This is a genomic window from Xenorhabdus stockiae (genome assembly GCF_002632825.1).
GTDB classification, from domain to species: Bacteria; Pseudomonadota; Gammaproteobacteria; order Enterobacterales; family Enterobacteriaceae; genus Xenorhabdus; species Xenorhabdus stockiae.
This window is the reverse complement of record NZ_NJAJ01000050.1, coordinates 1-20,607: the sequence shown is the minus strand read 5'-3', so window position 1 is coordinate 20,607 and position 20,607 is coordinate 1. Positions and strand designations below refer to the sequence as shown.

The window sequence follows — 20,607 nt, the reverse complement described above, 5'->3', positions numbered from 1 at the left end:
GTCCCACCTGACCCCATGCCGAACTCAGCAGTGAAACGCCGTAGCGCCGATGGTAGTGTGGGGTCTCCCCATGTGAGAGTAGGGAACTGCCAGACATCACTTTGACAGAGAAGCCATCCTTCACCGGATGGCTTTTTTGCGTTTGTGTTTTTATTTTCATTTTTTATTTCATAGAATGAAATAATTTCAATTTGCGTACAAAAACTCGACATTCCTCCCATTTTAAGGTTAAATTTTGGCTGTCTAGAAGGCTAAATTATGTGGAATGATTGAGGTTTTAAACAATGCCAATTCGTGTACCTGATGAACTGCCAGCAGTTAATTTTCTTCGTAATGAAAATATCTTTGTTATGACATCGACGAGAGCCAGTGTTCAGGACATCCGTCCCATGAAGGTATTGTTACTAAATCTAATGCCAAAGAAGATAGAAACGGAAAATCAGTTTATCAGGTTACTTTCTAATTCACCGTTACAGATTGATATTCAATTACTCCGTATTGACGGTCGTCGATGTAGAAACACACCAGCGGAGCATTTGGATAATTTTTATTGCGACTTTGAATCAATAAAAGATCAGAATTTTGATGGATTAATCGTAACCGGCGCCCCTTTGGGATTAGTAAAATTTGAGGACGTTACGTATTGGGAGGAAATTGAAACCGTTATCAAGTGGGCCAGAGAACACGTTACTTCAACACTTTTTGTTTGTTGGGCTGTTCAGGCGGCTTTAAATATTCTTTATAACCTGCCTAAATATACCCGAAAAACGAAACTATCAGGTGTTTACTCTCATACTATTCTGGAACCGCTGGCATTATTGACCAGAGGATTTGATGAATCATTTTGGGCGCCGCACTCGCGTTTTGCTGATTTTCCTGAGACAGCTATTCGTCAATATACGGATCTGGATATTTTGGCTAGTTCAGAAGAAGCAGGCACCTATTTACTTGCCAGTAAGGATAAAAGACTGGTATTCGTAACTGGGCATCCAGAATATGATGTTGGCACGTTAGCTGCTGAATATCAGCGTGATCGAACGGCTGGTTTAGATCCTGTATTACCCGTCAACTACTTCCCGGATAATGATCCAGAAAATAAGCCGGTTGCTACATGGCGTAGCCATGGGCATTTGCTATTTTCAAATTGGCTCAATTATTATGTATATCAGATCACTCCATACGATTTGACCTACATGAACCCTTCCTTAGATTAAACTCCTTATAAACATCTTCAAAAATGAGAATTAACTGAAGCGAGTCATTTCTCATTTTTTAATTTTTTGTTTATTTTCTATAAATTATCTGTTTTTCCTATTCTCTATATATAACAAAAACTTAACAGTTTTTGTTTTTCTATTTTGGAAATCAATTCCCAGTTTATATATGTATATTGTTCTATTAATTGTTTGATTTTATTGTTAATAATTAAATTTATTAAAATAATGGAAACCGTTTTTGATTTATTTTTTATATTGATTATTCTTACCTGAGTGGACACTTTAAGGTGAGGATCGTGGGATGACGCAGCAAATATTGGCAACAGAATTAACCTTTATAAAACCTTTTTATGATGCTGAGAAGAAGGTTTTATCATCTGAATCTATTCATTTTCTAGAAGATTTAGTCGTCAGATTTGCTGACAGACGCAAAAAATTACTAGAAGATCGGATAAATTGGCAGAAGAAAATAGATAACGGTCAATTACCAGAATTTATTCCGGAAACATCTTCCATTAGAAGTGGTGATTGGAAGATTCAGGGAATTCCAGATGATCTAAAAGATCGTCGGGTTGAAATCACCGGGCCTGTAGAGCGAAAAATGGTTATTAATGCCCTGAATGCTAACGTTAAAGTATTTATGGCAGACTTTGAAGATTCTCTGGCGCCAAGCTGGAATAAGGTTATTGATGGTCAAATTAACCTGCGGGATGCAGTGAATGGAACCATTTCATATACCAATGAGCAGGGCAAACGTTATGAATTAAAATCGGACCCTGCTGTATTGATTGCTCGTGTCAGGGGATTACACCTGTCAGAAAAGCATATTCTTTATAAAAATGAACCAATTTCTGGTGGGTTATTTGATTTTGCACTTTATTTTTATTTGAATTATAAACAGTTGCTGGCGAAAGGGAGTGGTCCTTACTTCTATTTACCTAAGATCCAGAGCTATCATGAAGCACAATGGTGGAGTGATGTTTTCAGTTTTACGGAAGAGCGTTTCAATTTGCCAAAAGGTACGATTAAAGCGACTGTTCTGATCGAAACATTGCCAGCTGTTTTCCAAATGGATGAAATCCTTTATCACCTGCGTCATCACATTGTTGGTCTGAATTGTGGTCGTTGGGATTATATTTTCAGTTATATCAAAACACTGAAGAATCATGCAGATCGCGTCTTACCAGACCGCCAGTCTGTCACTATGACACAACCTTTTCTGAGTGCTTATTCCCGTTTATTGATTAAAACCTGCCATAGACGAGGGGCTTTTGCGATGGGCGGTATGTCAGCATTTATACCAAGTAAAGATCCTGAGCAAAACCAGATAGTGTTGGATAAAGTCAGAGCCGATAAAGAGCTGGAAGCTAATAATGGTCATGACGGTACATGGATTGCACACCCCGGTCTTGCTGATATAGCGATGGAAGTATTTAGTTCAAAACTGGGTGAACGACCAAATCAACTGATGGTTTCCCGTGAAGAGGATGGTGAGATCACTGCTGCACAGTTGCTTGAACCCAGTCTGGGAGAAAGAACCGAAGATGGCATGCGGGCAAATATCCGAGTTGCAGTCCAGTACATAGAAGCATGGATTTCGGGAAATGGTTGTGTGCCGATCTATGGCTTAATGGAAGACGCTGCTACAGCAGAAATTTCCCGTACCTCTATCTGGCAATGGATCCATCATGAGAAATCGTTGACCAACGGTCAAAAAGTGACTAAAGAGTTGTTCAACCAGATGCTAAAAGAAGAATTGGCAGTCATTAAACAAGAAGTTGGTGAGGTACGTTTTAACGAAGGAAGGTTTACAGAGGCTTCTGAGCTGATGAAACGGATCACCACACAAGACGAACTAGTCGATTTCCTGACTTTGCCGGGCTATCAATTACTCGACTGATTTAAACAACATCCAATCAATAATTAATATTCAATTAATTCAGAATAGGAAGTATAGGATCATGACCGTTTCTCGAGCACAACAAATCACTCAATTAGAGCAAGAATGGAAAAAAGCACGCTGGGAAGGCATTAATCGACCATACAGAGCTGAAGATGTTATTAAATTACGTGGCTCAGTCAATCCTGAACATACTTTGGCTCAAATGGGAGCGAAAAAGTTATGGGAATTGTTGAATGGAAAATCCAAAAAAGGTTATGTAAACGCGCTAGGTGCACTGACGGGTGGGCAGGCACTTCAGCAGGCTAAAGCCGGAATTGAAGCCGTTTACCTTTCTGGCTGGCAGGTTGCGGCTGATGCCAACACAGCTTCCAGTATGTACCCTGACCAATCACTCTACCCAGTCGATTCCGTACCAAATGTCATTAAGCGTATCAATAATAGTTTTCGCCGCGCAGATCAGATCCAATGGGCGAATGGCATTGGCCCTGATAGCGTAGAATACACTGATTATTTTCTGCCGATTGTGGCGGACGCAGAAGCAGGATTTGGTGGCGTCCTGAATGCTTTTGAGCTTATGAAAGCTATGATTGAAGCCGGAGCTGCCGCTGTCCATTTTGAAGATCAATTAGCTGCGGTGAAGAAATGTGGGCATATGGGAGGCAAAGTACTGGTACCAACTCAGGAAGCTATCCAGAAATTAGTGGCTGCTCGTTTAGCCGCAGACGTATCAGGTGTACCCACTCTTCTTATCGCTCGTACTGATGCCGATGCAGCCGATCTGCTGACATCGGATTGCGATCCCTATGACAGAGAGTTTTTGACTGGCAAGCGAACCTGTGAAGGTTTCTTCTGCACTCGTGCAGGGATTGATCAGGCTATCAGTCGTGGGTTGGCTTATGCACCATATGCTGATGTTGTCTGGTGTGAAACATCAACACCGGACATTGAAGCTGCCCGTCGTTTTGCCGAAGCAATTCATGCTGAGTATCCCGGGAAGTTACTGGCCTATAACTGTTCCCCATCTTTTAACTGGAAAAAGAATCTGGATGATAAAACTATTTCCAGCTTTCAGGAGCAGCTTTCCGAGTTTGGGTATAAATTCCAGTTTATTACTTTGGCTGGTATTCATAGCATGTGGTTCAACATGTTTGATCTGGCGTATGACTATGCACGCGGCGAAGGCATGAAACACTATGTTGAGAAGGTTCAGGAACGTGAGTTTGCCTCACTGGAGCGTGGCTACACCTTCTCCTCGCATCAACAGGAAGTGGGTACTGGTTACTTTGATAAAGTAACCACGATAATACAGGGGGGAACTTCCTCTGTTACCGCTCTGACAGGGTCAACCGAAGAACAGCAATTCTGATTTTTTGTATAACGTTGATATCACCTTGGGGGATTCCGTTAGGAATTCCCCTTTACGCGTCAGATTAAGGTGGCGGACATGGAAACAGATTTAGCTCACTTAATTGCACAAACTATTCTTCAGGGGTTTGATGCGCAATACGGCAGATTTCTGGAAGTAACGTCTGGCGCACAACAGCGTTTTGAACAAGCAGACTGGCACGCAGTGCAGCAGGCCATGAAGAAAAGGATCAATCTGTACGATCATCATGTAGGCTTGGTGGTTGAACAGTTGAAATGTATTCGTGGTTCACGGTTGTATGATCAGGAGTACATTGCCAAAGTGAAAGCGGTATACACCCGCCTACTGCCGGATTACCCACGTTTTGAAATTGCAGAAAGTTTTTTTAATTCCGTTTATTGCCGATTATTTCAGCATCGTAATTTGAAGCAGGAAAATTTATTTATCTTTTCTTCCCAGCCACCACTCCGTTTTCGCCATATTCCACGCCCATTATCGCGGGATTTTTTTCCTGATGCCGGTCTTGAATCTATGCTATGGGCTATTTTAAAAGATTTACCATTACGTCTGGAATGGGAAAATTTAGATAGAGATATCAGTTACCTCACTCGCTACTTACAAAACACGTTTCCCGAATATGATTTACTACAGGCGACATTTCAGATTGCTAACGAACTCTTTTATCGCAATAAAGCTGCTTGGCTGGTAGGAAAAATAAGGCTGGGTACAGAAGTTTATCCATTTCTATTGCCTATTCATCATAATGAATCAGGCAGTATTTTTATCGATACCTGTCTGACTAGCCATGATGATGCCAGTGTCGTTTTTGGTTTTGCCCGCTCTTATTTCATGGTTTATGCCCCTTTACCGGCTGCTATGGTTGAATGGTTACGTGAAATTTTGCCTGTCAAATCGACAGCTGAGCTCTATATGGCCATTGGCTGCCAAAAACATGGAAAAACAGAGTATTACCGTGAATACCTAACATTTATTAATTCATCTCAGGAGCAATTTATCATTGCTCCGGGGGTAAAAGGTATGGTTATGCTGGTTTTCACGTCTCCTTCTTTTGATCGTGTATTTAAGGTGATAAAAGATAAGTTTGCGCCGCAGAAAGAAGTTTCTCAGGAGAGGGTTCAGGAGTGTTACCGGTTGGTCAAGGAGCATGATCGGGTCGGGAGAATGGCTGATACACAGGAGTTTGAGAATTTCGTCATCGATAAACGCCATATCAGCCCCGAGTTAATGGAGGAAATACAAAAAGAGATCCCTGAAAAGCTTGAAGATTTGGGTGACAAAATCCTGATAAAGCATCTTTATATGGAACGAAGAATGCTCCCACTGAATATCTATATGGAGCAGGTAGATGAGGATCGTCTGAAAGATGCTGTTGAAGAGTATGGGAATGCAATTAAACAGCTTGCGGCAGCGAATATCTTTCCGGGAGACATGTTATTTAAGAATTTTGGGGTTACACGACACGGAAGGGTAATTTTCTACGATTATGATGAAATTTGTTATATGACCGAAGTGAATTTTAGGGATATTCCTCCAGCGCGTTACCCTGAAGATGAACTTGCCAGTGAGCCGTGGTATAGCGTAGCGCCCAATGACGTTTTTCCGGAAGAGTTCCGGCATTTTTTATGTAGCGATAAGCGCATTCGTAAATATTTTGAAGAATTTCACGGTGATCTTTTTAAAGCAGATTATTGGCGAGCGTTGCAAGAGCGGATAAGAAAAGGGTATGTGGAGGATGTTTTTGCTTACCGTCTCAGACAGAGATTCAGTCAGCGTAATGAGAACAGAGCTGAAGAGCAGGGTATAACGAAATATGCAGAATTATTGAGTGAAGAGAATAATGTTGTGGTATCAGCTCCTTCCAGCCGCGATATTCACTCTTAATATAAGGTGGCATGGTAAAAGGATTTAACGGGTTTTCTTAATTATTTGGCTAAAAAATGCTGGGTTTATGAAAGCGGAAATTCTAACAAGTAGCCCTACTGAAATAATAGAATTTCCGCAATTTCAAAAATGATCCGGCTAAATTATGCTTTGGCGCCTGCTATTGCATTATGGGCCAGTTCCGTAATACGCGCATAATTACCTTTTTTCAATGCATCATTTGGTACCAGCCAAGAGCCACCGATACATAGAACACTATTGAGTGTCAGATAATCACGGTAATTATCAGGAGAAATTCCTCCTGTCGGGCAGAAACGTACTTGTGGGAATGGGCCAGCAATAGCTTTCAGTGCTTTCACGCCGCCATTGGCTTCCGCAGGGAAGAATTTGAAACAATTTAAGCCATAGCTCATACCCAGCATTAGCTCAGAGACGGTAGAGATGCCCGGAATAAGAGGAATTGAGCCAGTTGTTGCGGCTTTTAACAACTCATCAGTTAACCCAGGGCTAATGGCAAACTGTGCTCCGGCCTCAGTGACGGCAGAAAGTTGTTCGGGATTAATCACCGTTCCAGCACCGATAATAGCTTCAGGAACTTCTCTGGCAATGAGATGAATTGCTTCCAGCGCGCATGCTGTTCTCAGCGTGACTTCCAATACCCTTATTCCGCCTGCCACCAACGCTTTCGCCAATGGTACGGCATGTTCAATTTCATTGATTACGATAACAGGGACGACAGGGCCATCAGTCAGGATGCTTTCTGCGGTTGTTTTCCAATTATTCATTAGCAATTTCTCTCATCGAATCCGACACAAGGGATTTAAAATCCCCGGTTATAAAAATGTAATGGAACATGCCCCTTGCTCTGCACCGGAAAGCTGGGTGCGCAAAGCACCAAATAGTTCACGGCCACAACCGATATGTCCTGTGCTTAAATCGGCTTGATAAGGTACTCTTTGTGCTAATTCCAGCTCATCAAGCAACAATGTAAGTTCGCCAGTGCGGCCATCAATACGGATTAAGTCTCCATCCTGTATTTTGGCCAGCACTCCGCCAGCATGGGCCTCAGGTGTAACATGAATGGCGGAAGGCACTTTACCAGATGCGCCGGATAGACGCCCGTCCGTCACTAAAGCAACTTTAAAGCCACGATCCATCAGTACCCCTAAAGGTGGCATTAATTTATGTAATTCAGGCATACCGTTTGCCTGTGGCCCCTGATAGCGAACGACGACGACACAATCACAATTTAATTTTCCAGCCTCAAAAGCAGGGGCGATATCGTGCTGACTATTAAAAACAACGGCTGGAGCTTCAATAACGAGATTGTTGGCTGGTACTGCCGAAGTTTTCATAACCGCACGACCAATATTTCCGGTCATGACTTTTGTACCGCCATGATGTTTGAACGGTTTTTCAATACAGGCAATAACTTCGTTATCCAGTGAGGAGTGAGTGCCTTCACGCCATGCCAGTTGACCTTCATTCAACCAGGGTTCCTGAGTATAACGTTCCAGACCAAATCCAGCGATAGTATTAACATCTTGATGAAGTAGGCCTTTTTTCAGTAACTCCCGAATAACCAGAGCCACACCACCGGCAGCCTGAAATTGATTGATATCTGCAGGTCCGTTGGGATAGATACGGCATAGCAACGGGATGACATCTGATAACTCAGAAAAATCATCCCAGTTAATGATAATACCGGCTGCGTTTGCCATTGCGATCAAGTGCATGGTCAAATTTGTTGAACCACCGGTTGCCAGCAGTGCAATAATGCCATTGACGATCACTTTCTCATTAACCATTTGCCCCAGAGGAATGTAATTACCTGAATTTTCAGTCAGACGAGTGATCTGGCGTGCAGCGGCATCGTTTAAGGCGTCACGTAATGGCGTATCCGGATGGACAAAAGAAGCTCCGGGTAAATGCAGTCCCATTACTTCCATGACCATTTGGTTGGAATTGGCTGTTCCATAGAAAGTACAGGTACCGATGCTGTGGTAAGAGTCTGCTTCTGCTTCCAATAATGCCTGACGATCAACCTTACCTTCAGCATATAACTGTCGGATGCGTACTTTCTCTTTATTTGGTAAGCCACTGGTCATTGGCCCTGCGGGAACAAAAACAGCAGGTAAGTGGCCGAATGACAGTGCAGCCATGACCAGCCCCGGCGCAATTTTGTCACAGATCCCCAGATACAGCGCACCATCAAACATATTATGGGAAAGCCCAATAGCCGCGGACATTGCGATTACATCACGGCTGAGCAGGGATAACTCCATCCCATCCTGCCCTTGTGTTACACCATCGCACATGGCAGGAACACTACCCGCAACCTGACCGACAGCATCGACTGCATGTAAGGAATCTTTTAATTTTTGTGGATAGTTTTCATAAGGTTTATGAGCGGAAAGCATGTCATTGTAAGAAGTGATAATGGCGATATCGTTATGCACCATATTCTTTAATGCGACTTTATCGTCATTTTGACAGGCAGCAAAACCATGAGCCAGATTCCCGCATGCCAGTTGAGAGCGATGGACGGTTTTTGAACGAGCAGACTCAATACGCGCCAGATAACGGTTACGCGTCTCTTTAGAGCGTTCAATGATACGTAGAGTGATCCGTTCGACGGTTTTATTGATCGTCGTACTGTTCTGGGGTGTTGTCATGATAATTGCTCCAGGCACTTGCTTCCGACACCATATGGATGTATCTAGCACATACTTTCACTGGTTGTTACCGGTAACATTTTTAATGCAATAAGCAAAGGATGCAATCAACTTTTGCCTTCAACACACCTTATCTGTGATCTATATCAATTTATAAGCTGAAGCGTGACAGCTAATCAGTAAGTCTACTTTTTAAGTTAAATTAGCAGAAGTTTTACTTATTACCGCCATATTCCCGACTTATCTCTTTCGCTGCCCGCATAACAAGGGCACCCAGCTCAGTCACACGCTCATCAGAGATACGAGATATTGGGCCAGAGATAGAAATAGCGGCAAACGCTTCATGGTGCTCATCATAGATGCAGGCAGCAATACAGCGCAACCCAAGAGCATGTTCTTCATCATCAAATGAAAAACCCTGCTTACGGATTTGTTCAAGATTCTCTTTTAAGGCGGCAGCGGTAGTATGTGTGTGCTGTGTATAGGCGTGTAACCCTTTTTTATGTAGTAATTGCAGGCATTTTTGTTCAGACAGTGTCGCAAGTAGTGCCTTACCTGCGCCAGAAGCATGCATTGGTAACTGGCCGCCAATAGGCGCGGACATCCGCATCAATGCGTTACATTGCACTTGATCGACAATCACCGCTTCATATTCATCAATATTGAAAATAGCAAGATTGATAGTTTCGCCGGAATCTTCCATCAACTGGCGTAAAATTGGGTGAACCAGTACCATCAGATTGCGGCTTTGTAGAAAGCTGCTACCGACAACAAACGCATGTGATGCAATTACCCATAGGCCCAGATCGCCAACTTGCCGAACAAAGCCATGTTGTTGTAGCGTCGTCAAAAGACGATGGGTCGTCGAGTTAGGCAGACCGGCCTGAATAGCGAGGTCAGTCAGAGCGACCCCGCTTTGTGAGTCAGAAATGAATTCCAAAAGGGATAAGCCCCGGCTCAAGGATTGTACCTGACCGCCTGCTGCGGCACCGCCGGCTGTCATTTTAGTTTTTTTAGGGCGTTTATTGGCAATAGCGGTAGTCATAAGATTCCCTCTAAATTATCCTCTGCTTATAGGATGACTAAGTAGAGTTAAAATGGAATTTGTTTTCGTTTTCTTATTATGAATGATAAAGGGTGGGAAAACACATCCGATGAGTGAAGGAAAAAGTATATTGAAAATCACATTTGGCAAACAAAAACATTTATCTGAGAATGAGTGCAGTCAACAAAGAGGAAACTTGAAAGGCAAAGTGTATAGGAGGGTATTCTTATTACCGTAATGGAATGAGAATACCCGGGTGCGTTGATTATTCTTCAAACAAATTCTTATGAAGGGTTTGAACCACTTCTTCAGCGTCTTGCCCAGGTATAAGCAGGCAGACATTATGGCTACTTGCACCATAGCTGATCATTCGGATATTGAAGGATTCCAGCGGACCAAAGATCTCTTTTCCTAATCCTCTGGCCTGTGACAGCTTATTACCGATAATCGCCACCAGTGCCAAATCTTCTTCAACCTCGACACGGCACAGTGTTGAAAGCTCTGTCAGTAAGGCATTAGTCAGCAAACTACCATTCGTGCTGGTGGAGCCTGTTGTATCCAGTGTTAACGCAACGCTGACTTCTGAGGTAGTAATCAGATCCACCGAAATATTATGGCGTGAAAGCAGGATAAAAATTTCCGCCAGAAAGCCTCTTGCATGCAGCATTTTCAGGCTGTGCAGAGTTAATAAAGTTTGTTTGCGACGCAGCGCCAGTGCCCGGAAGCGGGGCGGGTTTACCGTTCTGTCGCAAACGAGTGTACCGCCTGCCTGTGGTTGTTTACTTGACCCAACGAAAACAGGAATACCACAGCGAACGGCGGGCAGTAATGTTGCCGGATGGAGGATTTTGGCACCAAATGTTGCCATCTCAGCCGCTTCATCAAAAGCAATTTTATCAATACGCGTAGCTGTTGGGACAACACGAGGGTCTGTTGTGTAAATTCCCGGAACATCGGTCCAGATATCCACACGGCTTAGCCCGAGCGCTTCACCAAGTAATGCGGCGGTATAATCACTGCCGCCACGCCCTAATGTTGTTGTACGCCCTTTTTCTTCTTTGCCGATAAAACCCTGAGTAATAACAATTGTATTATTCAGGCGTGGCTGCAAATGTTGTTCAGCCAGAATATTGAGCTGGGTGGTATCAGGCTCTGCCTGTCCGAATTGGTCATTGGTGCGCATTATCCGGCGGATATCAAACCATTCGACATCTGTATTGCGCTGACGTAATAATTCAACAAACAACAGGGTGGACATGACTTCACCGTGGCTGACTAACTCATCAGTCAAGGCGTCAGATGTGGCAAGCGAAGCCGCTTCTGATAATGTAGCAATGTTATCCAACAGACGGTCAATCTCATCTTTAATCACATCTGTTTCATTCAATCGTCCGATAATGGCGTATTGAATGTCCCGGATCTGTTTCAGGCACTTCTCCCGTTTATCACTATTACAGCCGGAAGCTAATGTGACCAGCAAATTGGTTATACCTGCGGAAGCTGATAAAACGACGACGCGAACATCTCTGTTTGCCAGAATAATATCAGCACAGTTATTCATGGCATCAAAGTCTGCCACACTGGTACCACCGAATTTTGCAACAATATACTGCGACGAGGGAGAAGATACTGCACTCATGGATGATAGCCTTCTGTTTTAAAGATAGGCAATTAGAAATATCGGGTTAGCGGTAATGAGTCAATATTTGTTAATTAAGCATCAATATTTTTCATGATTAGAGGGAGATTATCGTTTTTGCCTATGTAATTATGACTGGAAATAATCGCTTATTTTGACCAATATCAGTCAGTAACAGGAAAAGGAGATCCATCACAGTATTAACTTGTTACAATCCTGTGCATTCCTATTTTTATCTACAGTAGATAGAGAACATTATTCATGAAAAACATCAACCCTAGCCAGACTGAAGCCTGGAAAGCATTGCAGCAACATTTTGAGCAGATCAAAGATACTCACCTGCGAGATCTGTTTGAGCAGGATAAGGCGCGCTTTGCGACATTCTCTGCCACATTTGACGATCAGATTCTGGTGGATTATTCCAAAAACCGTATTACCCCGGAGACACTGGAGAAATTACAGGATCTGGCGAAAGAAACTGATTTATCCGGGGCTATTCATAGCATGTTTTCCGGTGAAAAGATTAACCGTACTGAAGATCGCGCTGTACTGCATATTGCTTTGCGTAACCGCAGTAACTCTCCGATTAAGGTTGATGGGGAAGATGTTATGCCGCAGGTCAATGCGGTACTGGCAAAAATGAAATCATTCAGTGAGCGCATTATTGGTGGGGAGTGGAAAGGTTATACCGGTAAGGCCATTACTGATGTGGTCAACATCGGCATTGGTGGTTCAGATCTTGGCCCATATATGGTGACAGAGGCACTGAAAGCCTATAAGAACCACCTTAATATGCACTTTGTATCTAATGTGGATGGCACTCACATCGCTGAAACGCTGAAGTCTCTGGAGCCGGAAACCACATTGTTCCTGATTGCATCAAAGACTTTTACCACTCAGGAAACGATGACTAACGCACATTCTGCCCGTGATTGGTTCTTGCAAAGTGCAGTTGATGAAGCACACGTTGCCAAACATTTTGCCGCTCTTTCAACGAATGAACAGGAAGTCAGCAAGTTCGGTATTGATCCGCAAAACATGTTTGAGTTCTGGGACTGGGTCGGTGGCCGTTATTCCCTTTGGTCTGCGATAGGTTTATCCATTGTCCTGTCCATTGGATATGATAATTTCGAGCAATTGCTGAATGGTGCCCATGCAATGGATAAGCATTTTGCACAAACTGCGCCCGAACAGAATATTCCGGTTATTCTGGCGCTGATTGGCATCTGGTATAACAATTTCTTTGGCGCAGAAACTGAAGCGATTCTGCCTTATGATCAATATATGCATCGTTTTGCTGCTTACTTCCAGCAGGGAAATATGGAATCAAACGGTAAATATATTGATCGTAATGGAAGCCCCGTGGATTATCAGACCGGGCCGATTATCTGGGGTGAGCCGGGCACCAATGGTCAGCATGCTTTCTACCAGCTTATCCATCAGGGAACGAAACTGATCCCATGTGATTTTATTGCACCGGCAATCAGCCACAACCCAATTGGCGATCATCACAGTAAATTATTATCTAACTTCTTTGCACAGACTGAAGCGCTGGCTTTTGGTAAAACTCAGGCTCAGGTAGAAGCCGAATTTGTTGCTGCCGGAAAGAATGTACAGGATGTGGCAAATGTTGTGCCATTCAAAGTGTTTGAAGGAAACCGTCCGACCAACTCAATTCTGTTACGTGAAATTTCACCATTTAGTCTGGGCGCATTGATTGCCATGTATGAGCATAAAATCTTTGCTCAGGGCGCAATTCTGAATATCTTCTCATTCGACCAGTGGGGCGTTGAGTTGGGCAAACAACTGGCAAACCGTATCCTGCCTGAACTCCACGATTCAGAAAGCGTAAATAGCCATGACAGCTCTACAAACGGGCTGATTAATCGTTTCAAAGAATGGCGTTAATCTGATTTATCATTTTATATAATCTGCTATCCCCTCAATAACACTATTTATTGGGGGGATATTTTTTGCAATCTACATAATTTGTTACCAACTTTTTATTTTATTGGTCTGTAACATGATATCCTCACTTCCCATTCGTTGCGCTGTCGGAGAAGTTGATATTCTCCGCAATTGGAAAATGACATGGCAGATGACACAATATTAACCTCTACTCCTATTCACTGGTTTTCAACTGACGAAGCCAACACGCCTGAGAGTATTCTGGACTGGCTGATGGAAGTTGGTTCAATGACTCGTCGTTTTGAACAGCATTGCCATCATGTCACTGTCACACCATTTCGGGAATGCTTTATTACAGCTGAAGAGCTTGGTGATGAAAGTGAGCACTTACCTATAAGTGAAAAATACTGGCTGCGGGAAATTATCCTGTTTGGCGATAATATTCCGTGGTTGTTGGGACGAACAGTGATCCCGAAAGAAACATTAACAGGGCCAGATAAAAAGCTGGTGGATTTGGGAACGGTCCCTCTTGGTCGCTACCTTTTTAGTGGCAATAACCTGACGCGGGATTATATTCAAATAGGGTTACAGGGCCAGCGTTGGGCGAGACGATCTTTACTGCGTTTATCAGAAAAGCCATTATTACTTACAGAAATATTTTTGCCAGAATCACCTGCATATAAAATTAAATAAGAGATAAGGGAGAAACAGATTGGAGGTCAGTATGACGCAAAATAAATGGCGTGCCTATTGCCGTTTAATGCGTATTGATAAACCTATTGGCGTATTGTTACTAATATGGCCAACCTACTGGGCATTATGGATAGCAGCAAAAGGTGTACCCAATTTACATATCCTGTTGGTCTTCACTTTGGGTGTCTTTTTCATGCGGGCAGCAGGGTGTTGTATTAATGATTTCGCCGACAGAAAATTTGACGGACATGTTGAAAGGACAAAGTCTCGTCCGCTTCCCAGTGGTGATATCAGCGTAAAAGAGTGCAAAATTTTATTTAGCATACTCGTGCTGATCTCTTTTGCACTGGTTTTGACGCTGAATAAAATGACGATTGCCTTATCCTTTGCCGGATTAGGGTTGGCGTGTGCTTATCCTTTCGTTAAACGGGTCAGTAACCTGCCACAGGTTGTATTAGGTGCGGCCTATGGCTGGTCAATTCCAATGGCTTTCTCGGCGGTAAGTGAGTCCTTACCATTAGAATGCTGGTTATTATTTCTGGCAAATGTCATATGGTCAGTAATCTACGATACCCAATATGCGATGGTTGATCGTGATGATGACCTGAAAATTGGTGTGAAATCGACAGCAGTTTTGTTCGGGCGTTTTGATAAGCTGATTATTGGTATTTTGCAGCTCATTATGCTGGCAATTCTTATTGTGGTTGGCTGTTTGGTGAATTTAGGCGGAATGTATTACTGGACGGTATTGCTGGCTGGCGCGCTTTTTATTTATCAGCAAAAACTCATTTTTGACCGTAGTCGTGAGCAATGCTTTCAGGCATTCATGAACAATAATTATGTTGGTTTTGTTTTATTCCTCGGCATTCTTTTCAGCTATGTTTTTTAACCCTATCTTTTTAAAGAAAATGTTTTAACAAAACGGGCGGCCATAAAATGACCGCCCGTTTATCTATTTGTCAGATTTTATTTTCAGAACAGTATGTTATTCCTGAATTTCATCTGTCGACTCTTGATCACTGTGTTCAGGAGGCATACTGACACTTTCAATCGTCAGACGGATCTCGGGAGACATCAGCTCACTTAACACCTGATAAAGCGCTTGGGCATTTGTGGTAACGATGTTGCTACTATCCTGGATATAACCTTCCTCCCGCAATGTATTAACAGAACAGGCGAACACAGCTTTATCGAAGAATTCCGGCGCATTAATACCATGCAACACTGACAAACGCTGTGCCAACATCCGGCTCTCTTTTTCCAGTGCACCACGGCTGATATCCGGAGTGGCATTCAGTAAAGAAAGCGTGATGGCATAGCGTTGCAGAGTTTCCCGGATACCTGCCGCCAACAATTGTAGTGGACGGATACGCTCAGGATTGAGTACCAGCACTTCCTGCTCTTTATTGCAGATCAGGCGTTGGCGTACCAATTCATCAATCAAGGTATTTACTACATCAGGCAATTCCGGCTTACTGTAACGCATGAACAGTTCCTGCTTGAGCAGAGGGTAAATCAGCTCTACCTGCCTGAGCAGTTCAGTGCGGCTAATACGGCGATGATGCATCACGATACTGGCGATTAAGGATGGCAGGATCAACAAGTGCTGGATATTGTTACGATAATAGGTCATCAGTACCGCGCTTTCACGAGGTAGGATAATGATATCCCCAAGACTGTCTTTTTCGACCTCAAATTTATTCATCCGTAAAGCGTGATCCAGCAGCTCTTCTGCTGTTTTGGCCGGAATAGTGACATCGTTAGTGTAAGTAACATTGCTCATCAGCTGCATATAGCAATCTAATTGCTCAATAAGCTGCTCACGAGTAAGTGCTCGCTGACGTGATGACAATAAAGCTGTACTGCATAAATTAATTGCATTTGCAGCAGCGGCATTATTGATATTCACCATAATATTATCCGCCAGTTTGCTGACCGTTGGGGTCAACCATGTCGGACGTTGTGCTTCTATTGGATCGATGGACTCACGCCATTCAGGAACATGCTGGTTCAGATATTGTACTAATGGGATTGGCTCACCAAAATTGACGTAACCTTGCCCCAGATTACGCAGCTTGCGCAACCCACGAACCATCTGGAAAAAGCCTTCTTTCTCTTTGGTTGCACCGCGTAATTCTTTGGCATAAGTTGCAACTTCCATCACATGTTCATAACCGATATAGATCGGCACAATCGTGATAGGTCGTGACTCTCCACGTAACATTGCCTGCAATGTCATGGAAAGCGTACCTGTTTTCGGATCGAGCAAGCGGCCTGTTCGCGAGCGCCCACCTTCAACAAAGTATTCAACAGAATAACCACGGGAAAACAGTTCACCCAGATATTCGCGGAAAATAGTTGAATAGAGTTTATTGCCTTTAAACGTGCGGCGAATAAAGAACGCACCAAGACGGCGGAATATCGGGCCAGCTGGCCAGAAATTCAGGTTAATGCCCGCTGCAATATGTGGTGGAACCAGACCCTGATGATAAAGCACATAAGACAGCAACAGATAATCCATATGGCTACGATGGCATGGAACATAAACAAGTTCATGACCATCCTGAGCCAATTGGCGGATACGTTCGCCATTATGGACATTGATGCCCTGATAGAGACGGTTCCACGTCCAACTCAGTACACGGTCTGTTATGCGAACAGTCTCATAGGAAAAATCAGCGGCAATCTCTTCCAGCATATTGATTGCGTTCTGTTTCGCTTTTTCTGGCGAAATTTTCTTGCTGCGAGCCTCATCCGCAATCGCTTTTTCAATCGCTTTTGATTCCAGTAACTTCCTGAACAGATCTTGCCGCGCAGGTAAACGTGGCCCGACAGCAGCCAAACGTTGGCGGGAATAGTGTATCCGTGCAACGCGGGCGAGTTTATTGGCAATAATTGTATCTGTGCCATGTTCATCAGCAATACTGCGTAATGATACCGGTGCGGAAAAACGGACAAAACTATCTCGCCCAAGCCACAGGATTGCAAAAAACTTCTGGATCCCGTTAAGCAGGCGTAGCTGAGGAGCTGTATTGGTTTCCTGACCTTCACGCCCGGGAGAGCGCCCGAACATCACAGAAACAGGCACCATCTGAATATCTAAATCAGGATTACTACGATGTAAATCCAGATAAGAATGGAAAATCTTCACAGACTCATGTTTAGGTGCATAGTAACTGAATACACGCGGGCCATCATCAATGAAGACATAGCTTGGAAGCTGTGTATCATCAATATCCAAAGGCGCTAGCGGATCAGGTAAATCCTGAGCAAGACACTGTTGACGCAGAGTCAATAAATCGGCCTTTGAATGATACGGTAACACATACAGAATAGGCCGAGTCGTATCAAGACTCAGCTCCGTAACAGGAACCGTTGGAATAAGTTTACTTTTAACTAAAAGTTTTATCGGAAAATTCAATAAGTTGTAATATATTTTACGCCAAGCTGACATAACTGCTTTAAGCCTCTTGTTAGCAATGCGCGGCAAGCATACCAGAAACAGATTTTGAGATCTGTGTAAATAAGATAATAATAGGGACTAAAAGTTATATGATCTTAAAACTATTATGATTCTTGAAGAAAATTTTTATGGCTAACCAATCAACAGGTTTAACCCGCATAATTAAAGCGGCTGGGTACTCGGTAAAAGGTATTAAAGCTGCATGGAAAAATGAGGCTGCATTCCGACAGGAGGTAGTTTTAGCTATTTTAGCAATTATTGTGGCATTCTCCTTTGATTTCGGCATGTTTGAGAGACTTTTTCTCATTAGTTCAATTATGTTAGTGCTTATTGTGGAAATGCTGAATAGCGCTATTGAAGCGGTTGTAGACCGTATTGGCAGCGAATATCACGAACTATCGGGGCGGGCAAAGGATATGGGCTCAGCTGCGGTATTTTTAGCCATGATTTTAGCACTATTTACGTGGGTGATAATTATTTGGTCGTATTTCACCCGTTAATGTGGTGTATTTTTCGTCAAAAATCGTTATTTAGCGGCTTTTACATTCTGACTGGTTCCCAATTCAATTTTAGCTGTATATACTCACAGTCAGACTGTATAAACAAACAGGGGGCGAAATGAAAGCATTAACAGCCAGGCAGCAAGAAGTTTATAACTTGGTGCGTGACCATATTTCGCAGACGGGTATGCCACCGACACGTGCTGAAATTGCCGCGCGTCTTGGTTTTCGTTCACCTAACGCAGCAGAAGAGCATTTAAAAGCACTTGCGCGTAAAGGGGTGATAGAAATTATCGCTGGTGCTTCCAGAGGTATCCGTTTGCTACTTGAAGAGGAAGATGAAGGGGCTGGATTACCACTCATTGGTCGTGTGGCTGCTGGTGAACCACTATTGGCTCAGGAACACATTGAAAGCCATTACAAAGTGGATCCGGAATTATTTAAACCGAATGCTGATTTTCTATTGCGTGTCCGTGGTATGTCCATGAAGGATATCGGTATTATGGATGGTGATTTACTCGCTGTGCATAAAACGCAGGATGTTCATAACGGGCAGGTCATCGTGGCACGGATTGAAGATGAAGTCACAGTAAAACGTTTCAAACAAACAGGAAACAAGATAGAACTGATTGCTGAAAATCCTGAGTTTAAGTCTATCGTTGTGGATTTACGCGAACAGAATTTCACCATTGAAGGGTTAGCAGTTGGCGTGATTCGTAACGGGGATTGGTTCTGATTGTAAAAGCGGATAATCATACATTACCCATTATGGGCGGTCATTTTTCGTAGTATCCGCGAAGCACATGCTTATGCGGGGACGTAGAAATTAATGAATTTATCATCAAGTAATGACCGCCTGATAAGGTAATTTCAAACTCACTCCATACACGAGTTTGTTTCATGGCAAGAAGAGCATAATCCGTGGACTTCTATGACACTGTGCCGCAAATGAAACCCTGCACGCTGTGCTAAATTTTGTATCGCTGATTCGATATCTTCAGCATCCTGCTCGGTAACAGAACCACAATTATCACAAAGAAACATTGCTGATGTATGGCATGGTTCTTCAAAATGATGACACACCACATAACTATTTGTAGATTCTATTTTGTGAACAAAACCCTGCTCCAGTAAAAACTCTAACCCTCGATAAACAGTTGGCGGCTTTGCCTGTGGCTCAACTTCACGTAGCAAATCCAGCAAATCATAGGCACTGATTGCACCCGGTTGGGCTGAAATTAAGCGCAGAATTTCAAGGCGTTGAGGTGTTAAACGAACCCCTCGTGACAGACAGATTGCCTCAGCCTGCGTCAGTAATTTTTTTTGATTGATAGTTTTCATTACACCTCTCACACCTACACGATGCTAATGACTTAATATTACCATGTTTTTTGTGGCTGAGAGAGGTGTTCACACGATGTATTCTATTCTTAGATCATTTTAAGGCCTTTGAATGGATTCCAGCTATCATCACCTTCTTTTTCTTTTAGGTAATAAGAATAATTAGCTGTTACACCATATAATGCAGCATTAGTAGCTCCCAGAAAAATACTAATAAAATTTGCCGTTTCAAGGGATAAAGGGACTATCGCGCTAATCATAAAGAAAGCAAAAAATAAAGCGACCCCGATACCGAGTATGGTTAATCCTTTTTTCCACATTCCAAGTACAATAAAGTAGAGAATGCCAAAGAAAAATGCAAAGAAGTTCATATTTATCTTGATGCGCGTTATATAAGGTGCCTTTTTAAAAGCAGCTTGATATTCTTTAGAAGAAGGAGCCCCATTTTTTTCAAAAAATTTAAATCGTTCTTGCCAGTTCTTAGAGTATTTAGAGATGTCCATTTTATGCCTTAATTTTATTTTTTCTTACGCGCTAATATATTGTGGTAATTATCTTAAGATTAAAGATAATCGCAGATATCCGTTACTTTTGAAACCTATTTAGAAAGATATTTACCTCAGTTATTTTTTAAGATAACAAAAAATATTCTCTGAGAATCAAAGATACTTATGTTAAAACACGAGAACAATTATTATCAATACTGATTTTATATACATATTTTGGCATTAATCACTATGCCAATTGTTTCATTTTTTATTTTCTTATTAGCTATGTGAAATTATTTGGCTTTATAATTATGCATGTGAAACCATATTTCTAAATGTGCAATACAAATGACTAAGTTAAAATGATGCTAAATAACTTTTCATAATAGTGAGACACTCGATTTACTTTCTCTGAAAGAGTCTATTTGCAGATTTTTTCAAGAATTTTTTCACATTACTGAGCAGTT

General features: G+C 42.6%; 15 protein-coding genes, 1 rRNA gene and 1 pseudogene. 10 read left to right on the top strand and 7 right to left on the bottom strand.

Annotated elements, in window-relative coordinates:
* From rrf to aceK, 5 genes and pseudogenes are all read left to right on the top strand, one after another.
* Positions 1-95, top strand: a 5S ribosomal RNA gene (rrf, locus tag Xsto_RS18270); the annotation flags it as partial.
* Between the two features lie 189 nt (positions 96-284).
* A complete protein-coding gene (metA, locus tag Xsto_RS18265) occupies positions 285-1,214 on the top strand; it encodes a homoserine O-acetyltransferase MetA (protein ID WP_099111905.1) in 930 nt (309 codons plus the stop codon).
* A 304-nt stretch (positions 1,215-1,518) separates the two neighbouring features.
* Complete coding sequence (aceB, locus tag Xsto_RS18260; protein WP_099125971.1) at positions 1,519-3,117, top strand: malate synthase A; 1,599 nt, start codon at positions 1,519-1,521, stop codon at positions 3,115-3,117.
* Between the two features lie 61 nt (positions 3,118-3,178).
* Entirely contained in the window at positions 3,179-4,486 is a 1,308-nt protein-coding gene (aceA, locus tag Xsto_RS18255) for an isocitrate lyase (protein WP_099125970.1), read from the top strand.
* Positions 4,487-4,564: 78 nt separating this feature from the next.
* Positions 4,565-6,283 (top strand): annotated as a pseudogene (gene aceK / locus Xsto_RS18250) (bifunctional isocitrate dehydrogenase kinase/phosphatase); the annotation flags it as partial.
* Between the two features lie 248 nt (positions 6,284-6,531).
* On the opposite strand, the gene Xsto_RS18245 reads toward aceK, so the two are convergent.
* The 4 genes from Xsto_RS18245 to lysC form a co-directional block, all read right to left on the bottom strand.
* Positions 6,532-7,173, bottom strand: a complete 642-nt coding sequence (locus Xsto_RS18245) for a bifunctional 4-hydroxy-2-oxoglutarate aldolase/2-dehydro-3-deoxy-phosphogluconate aldolase (RefSeq protein ID WP_099125968.1) — start codon at positions 7,171-7,173, stop codon at positions 6,532-6,534.
* Between the two features lie 48 nt (positions 7,174-7,221).
* Positions 7,222-9,063 (bottom strand): phosphogluconate dehydratase, encoded by a 1,842-nt coding sequence (gene edd / locus Xsto_RS18240; protein ID WP_099125967.1) that lies wholly within the window; start codon positions 9,061-9,063, stop codon positions 7,222-7,224.
* 214 nt (positions 9,064-9,277) lie between these two features.
* Positions 9,278-10,108: a glyoxylate bypass operon transcriptional repressor IclR gene (gene iclR, locus Xsto_RS18235; RefSeq protein ID WP_099125966.1), complete on the bottom strand. Its 831-nt coding sequence runs from the start codon at positions 10,106-10,108 to the stop codon at positions 9,278-9,280.
* Positions 10,109-10,373: 265 nt separating this feature from the next.
* Positions 10,374-11,747, bottom strand: a complete 1,374-nt coding sequence (gene lysC / locus Xsto_RS18230) for a lysine-sensitive aspartokinase 3 (RefSeq protein WP_099125965.1) — start codon at positions 11,745-11,747, stop codon at positions 10,374-10,376.
* A 261-nt stretch (positions 11,748-12,008) separates the two neighbouring features.
* On the opposite strand from lysC, the gene pgi reads away from it, so the two are divergent.
* From pgi to ubiA, 3 genes are all read left to right on the top strand, one after another.
* Positions 12,009-13,655 (top strand): glucose-6-phosphate isomerase, encoded by a 1,647-nt coding sequence (gene pgi, locus Xsto_RS18225; RefSeq protein WP_099111848.1) that lies wholly within the window; start codon positions 12,009-12,011, stop codon positions 13,653-13,655.
* A 183-nt stretch (positions 13,656-13,838) separates the two neighbouring features.
* Positions 13,839-14,348, top strand: a complete 510-nt coding sequence (gene ubiC / locus Xsto_RS18220) for a chorismate lyase (protein ID WP_099111849.1) — start codon at positions 13,839-13,841, stop codon at positions 14,346-14,348.
* A 31-nt stretch (positions 14,349-14,379) separates the two neighbouring features.
* Positions 14,380-15,237, top strand: coding sequence for a 4-hydroxybenzoate octaprenyltransferase (gene ubiA / locus Xsto_RS18215; protein ID WP_169926680.1), 858 nt, complete (start codon positions 14,380-14,382; stop codon positions 15,235-15,237).
* A gap of 96 nt (positions 15,238-15,333) precedes the next feature.
* Here ubiA and plsB read toward each other — a convergent pair whose 3' ends face one another.
* Positions 15,334-17,802: a glycerol-3-phosphate 1-O-acyltransferase PlsB gene (gene plsB, locus Xsto_RS18210; protein WP_099125964.1), complete on the bottom strand. Its 2,469-nt coding sequence runs from the start codon at positions 17,800-17,802 to the stop codon at positions 15,334-15,336.
* A gap of 137 nt (positions 17,803-17,939) precedes the next feature.
* Between plsB and Xsto_RS18205 the strand changes: the two genes are divergently transcribed.
* Together Xsto_RS18205 and lexA are read left to right on the top strand one after the other, a co-directional pair.
* A complete protein-coding gene (locus Xsto_RS18205) occupies positions 17,940-18,311 on the top strand; it encodes a diacylglycerol kinase (RefSeq protein ID WP_099125963.1) in 372 nt (123 codons plus the stop codon).
* A 118-nt stretch (positions 18,312-18,429) separates the two neighbouring features.
* Positions 18,430-19,047, top strand: a complete 618-nt coding sequence (gene lexA, locus Xsto_RS18200) for a transcriptional repressor LexA (RefSeq protein ID WP_099111853.1) — start codon at positions 18,430-18,432, stop codon at positions 19,045-19,047.
* A 140-nt stretch (positions 19,048-19,187) separates the two neighbouring features.
* Here lexA and zur read toward each other — a convergent pair whose 3' ends face one another.
* The gene (gene zur / locus Xsto_RS18195) at positions 19,188-19,652 is read right to left on the bottom strand and encodes a zinc uptake transcriptional repressor Zur (RefSeq protein WP_099111854.1); all 465 of its coding nucleotides are present in this window, start codon (positions 19,650-19,652) and stop codon (positions 19,188-19,190) included.
* A gap of 89 nt (positions 19,653-19,741) precedes the next feature.
* Positions 19,742-20,155 (bottom strand): DUF2628 domain-containing protein, encoded by a 414-nt coding sequence (locus tag Xsto_RS18190; RefSeq protein WP_099125962.1) that lies wholly within the window; start codon positions 20,153-20,155, stop codon positions 19,742-19,744.
* Positions 20,156-20,607 lie beyond the last annotated feature (452 nt).

Coding starts and splice junctions, on each gene's coding strand:
- edd (WP_099125967.1), bottom strand. CDS start 9,063: ATGACAACACCCCAGAACAGTACGACGATCAATAAAACCGTCGAACGG.
- metA (WP_099111905.1), top strand. CDS start 285: ATGCCAATTCGTGTACCTGATGAACTGCCAGCAGTTAATTTTCTTCGT.
- Xsto_RS18245 (WP_099125968.1), bottom strand. CDS start 7,173: ATGAATAATTGGAAAACAACCGCAGAAAGCATCCTGACTGATGGCCCT.
- plsB (WP_099125964.1), bottom strand. CDS start 17,802: ATGTCAGCTTGGCGTAAAATATATTACAACTTATTGAATTTTCCGATA.
- ubiA (WP_169926680.1), top strand. CDS start 14,380: ATGACGCAAAATAAATGGCGTGCCTATTGCCGTTTAATGCGTATTGAT.
- iclR (WP_099125966.1), bottom strand. CDS start 10,108: ATGACTACCGCTATTGCCAATAAACGCCCTAAAAAAACTAAAATGACA.
- pgi (WP_099111848.1), top strand. CDS start 12,009: ATGAAAAACATCAACCCTAGCCAGACTGAAGCCTGGAAAGCATTGCAG.
- aceB (WP_099125971.1), top strand. CDS start 1,519: ATGACGCAGCAAATATTGGCAACAGAATTAACCTTTATAAAACCTTTT.
- Xsto_RS18190 (WP_099125962.1), bottom strand. CDS start 20,155: ATGGACATCTCTAAATACTCTAAGAACTGGCAAGAACGATTTAAATTT.
- aceA (WP_099125970.1), top strand. CDS start 3,179: ATGACCGTTTCTCGAGCACAACAAATCACTCAATTAGAGCAAGAATGG.
- zur (WP_099111854.1), bottom strand. CDS start 19,652: ATGAAAACTATCAATCAAAAAAAATTACTGACGCAGGCTGAGGCAATC.
- lexA (WP_099111853.1), top strand. CDS start 18,430: ATGAAAGCATTAACAGCCAGGCAGCAAGAAGTTTATAACTTGGTGCGT.
- Xsto_RS18205 (WP_099125963.1), top strand. CDS start 17,940: ATGGCTAACCAATCAACAGGTTTAACCCGCATAATTAAAGCGGCTGGG.
- lysC (WP_099125965.1), bottom strand. CDS start 11,747: ATGAGTGCAGTATCTTCTCCCTCGTCGCAGTATATTGTTGCAAAATTC.
- ubiC (WP_099111849.1), top strand. CDS start 13,839: ATGGCAGATGACACAATATTAACCTCTACTCCTATTCACTGGTTTTCA.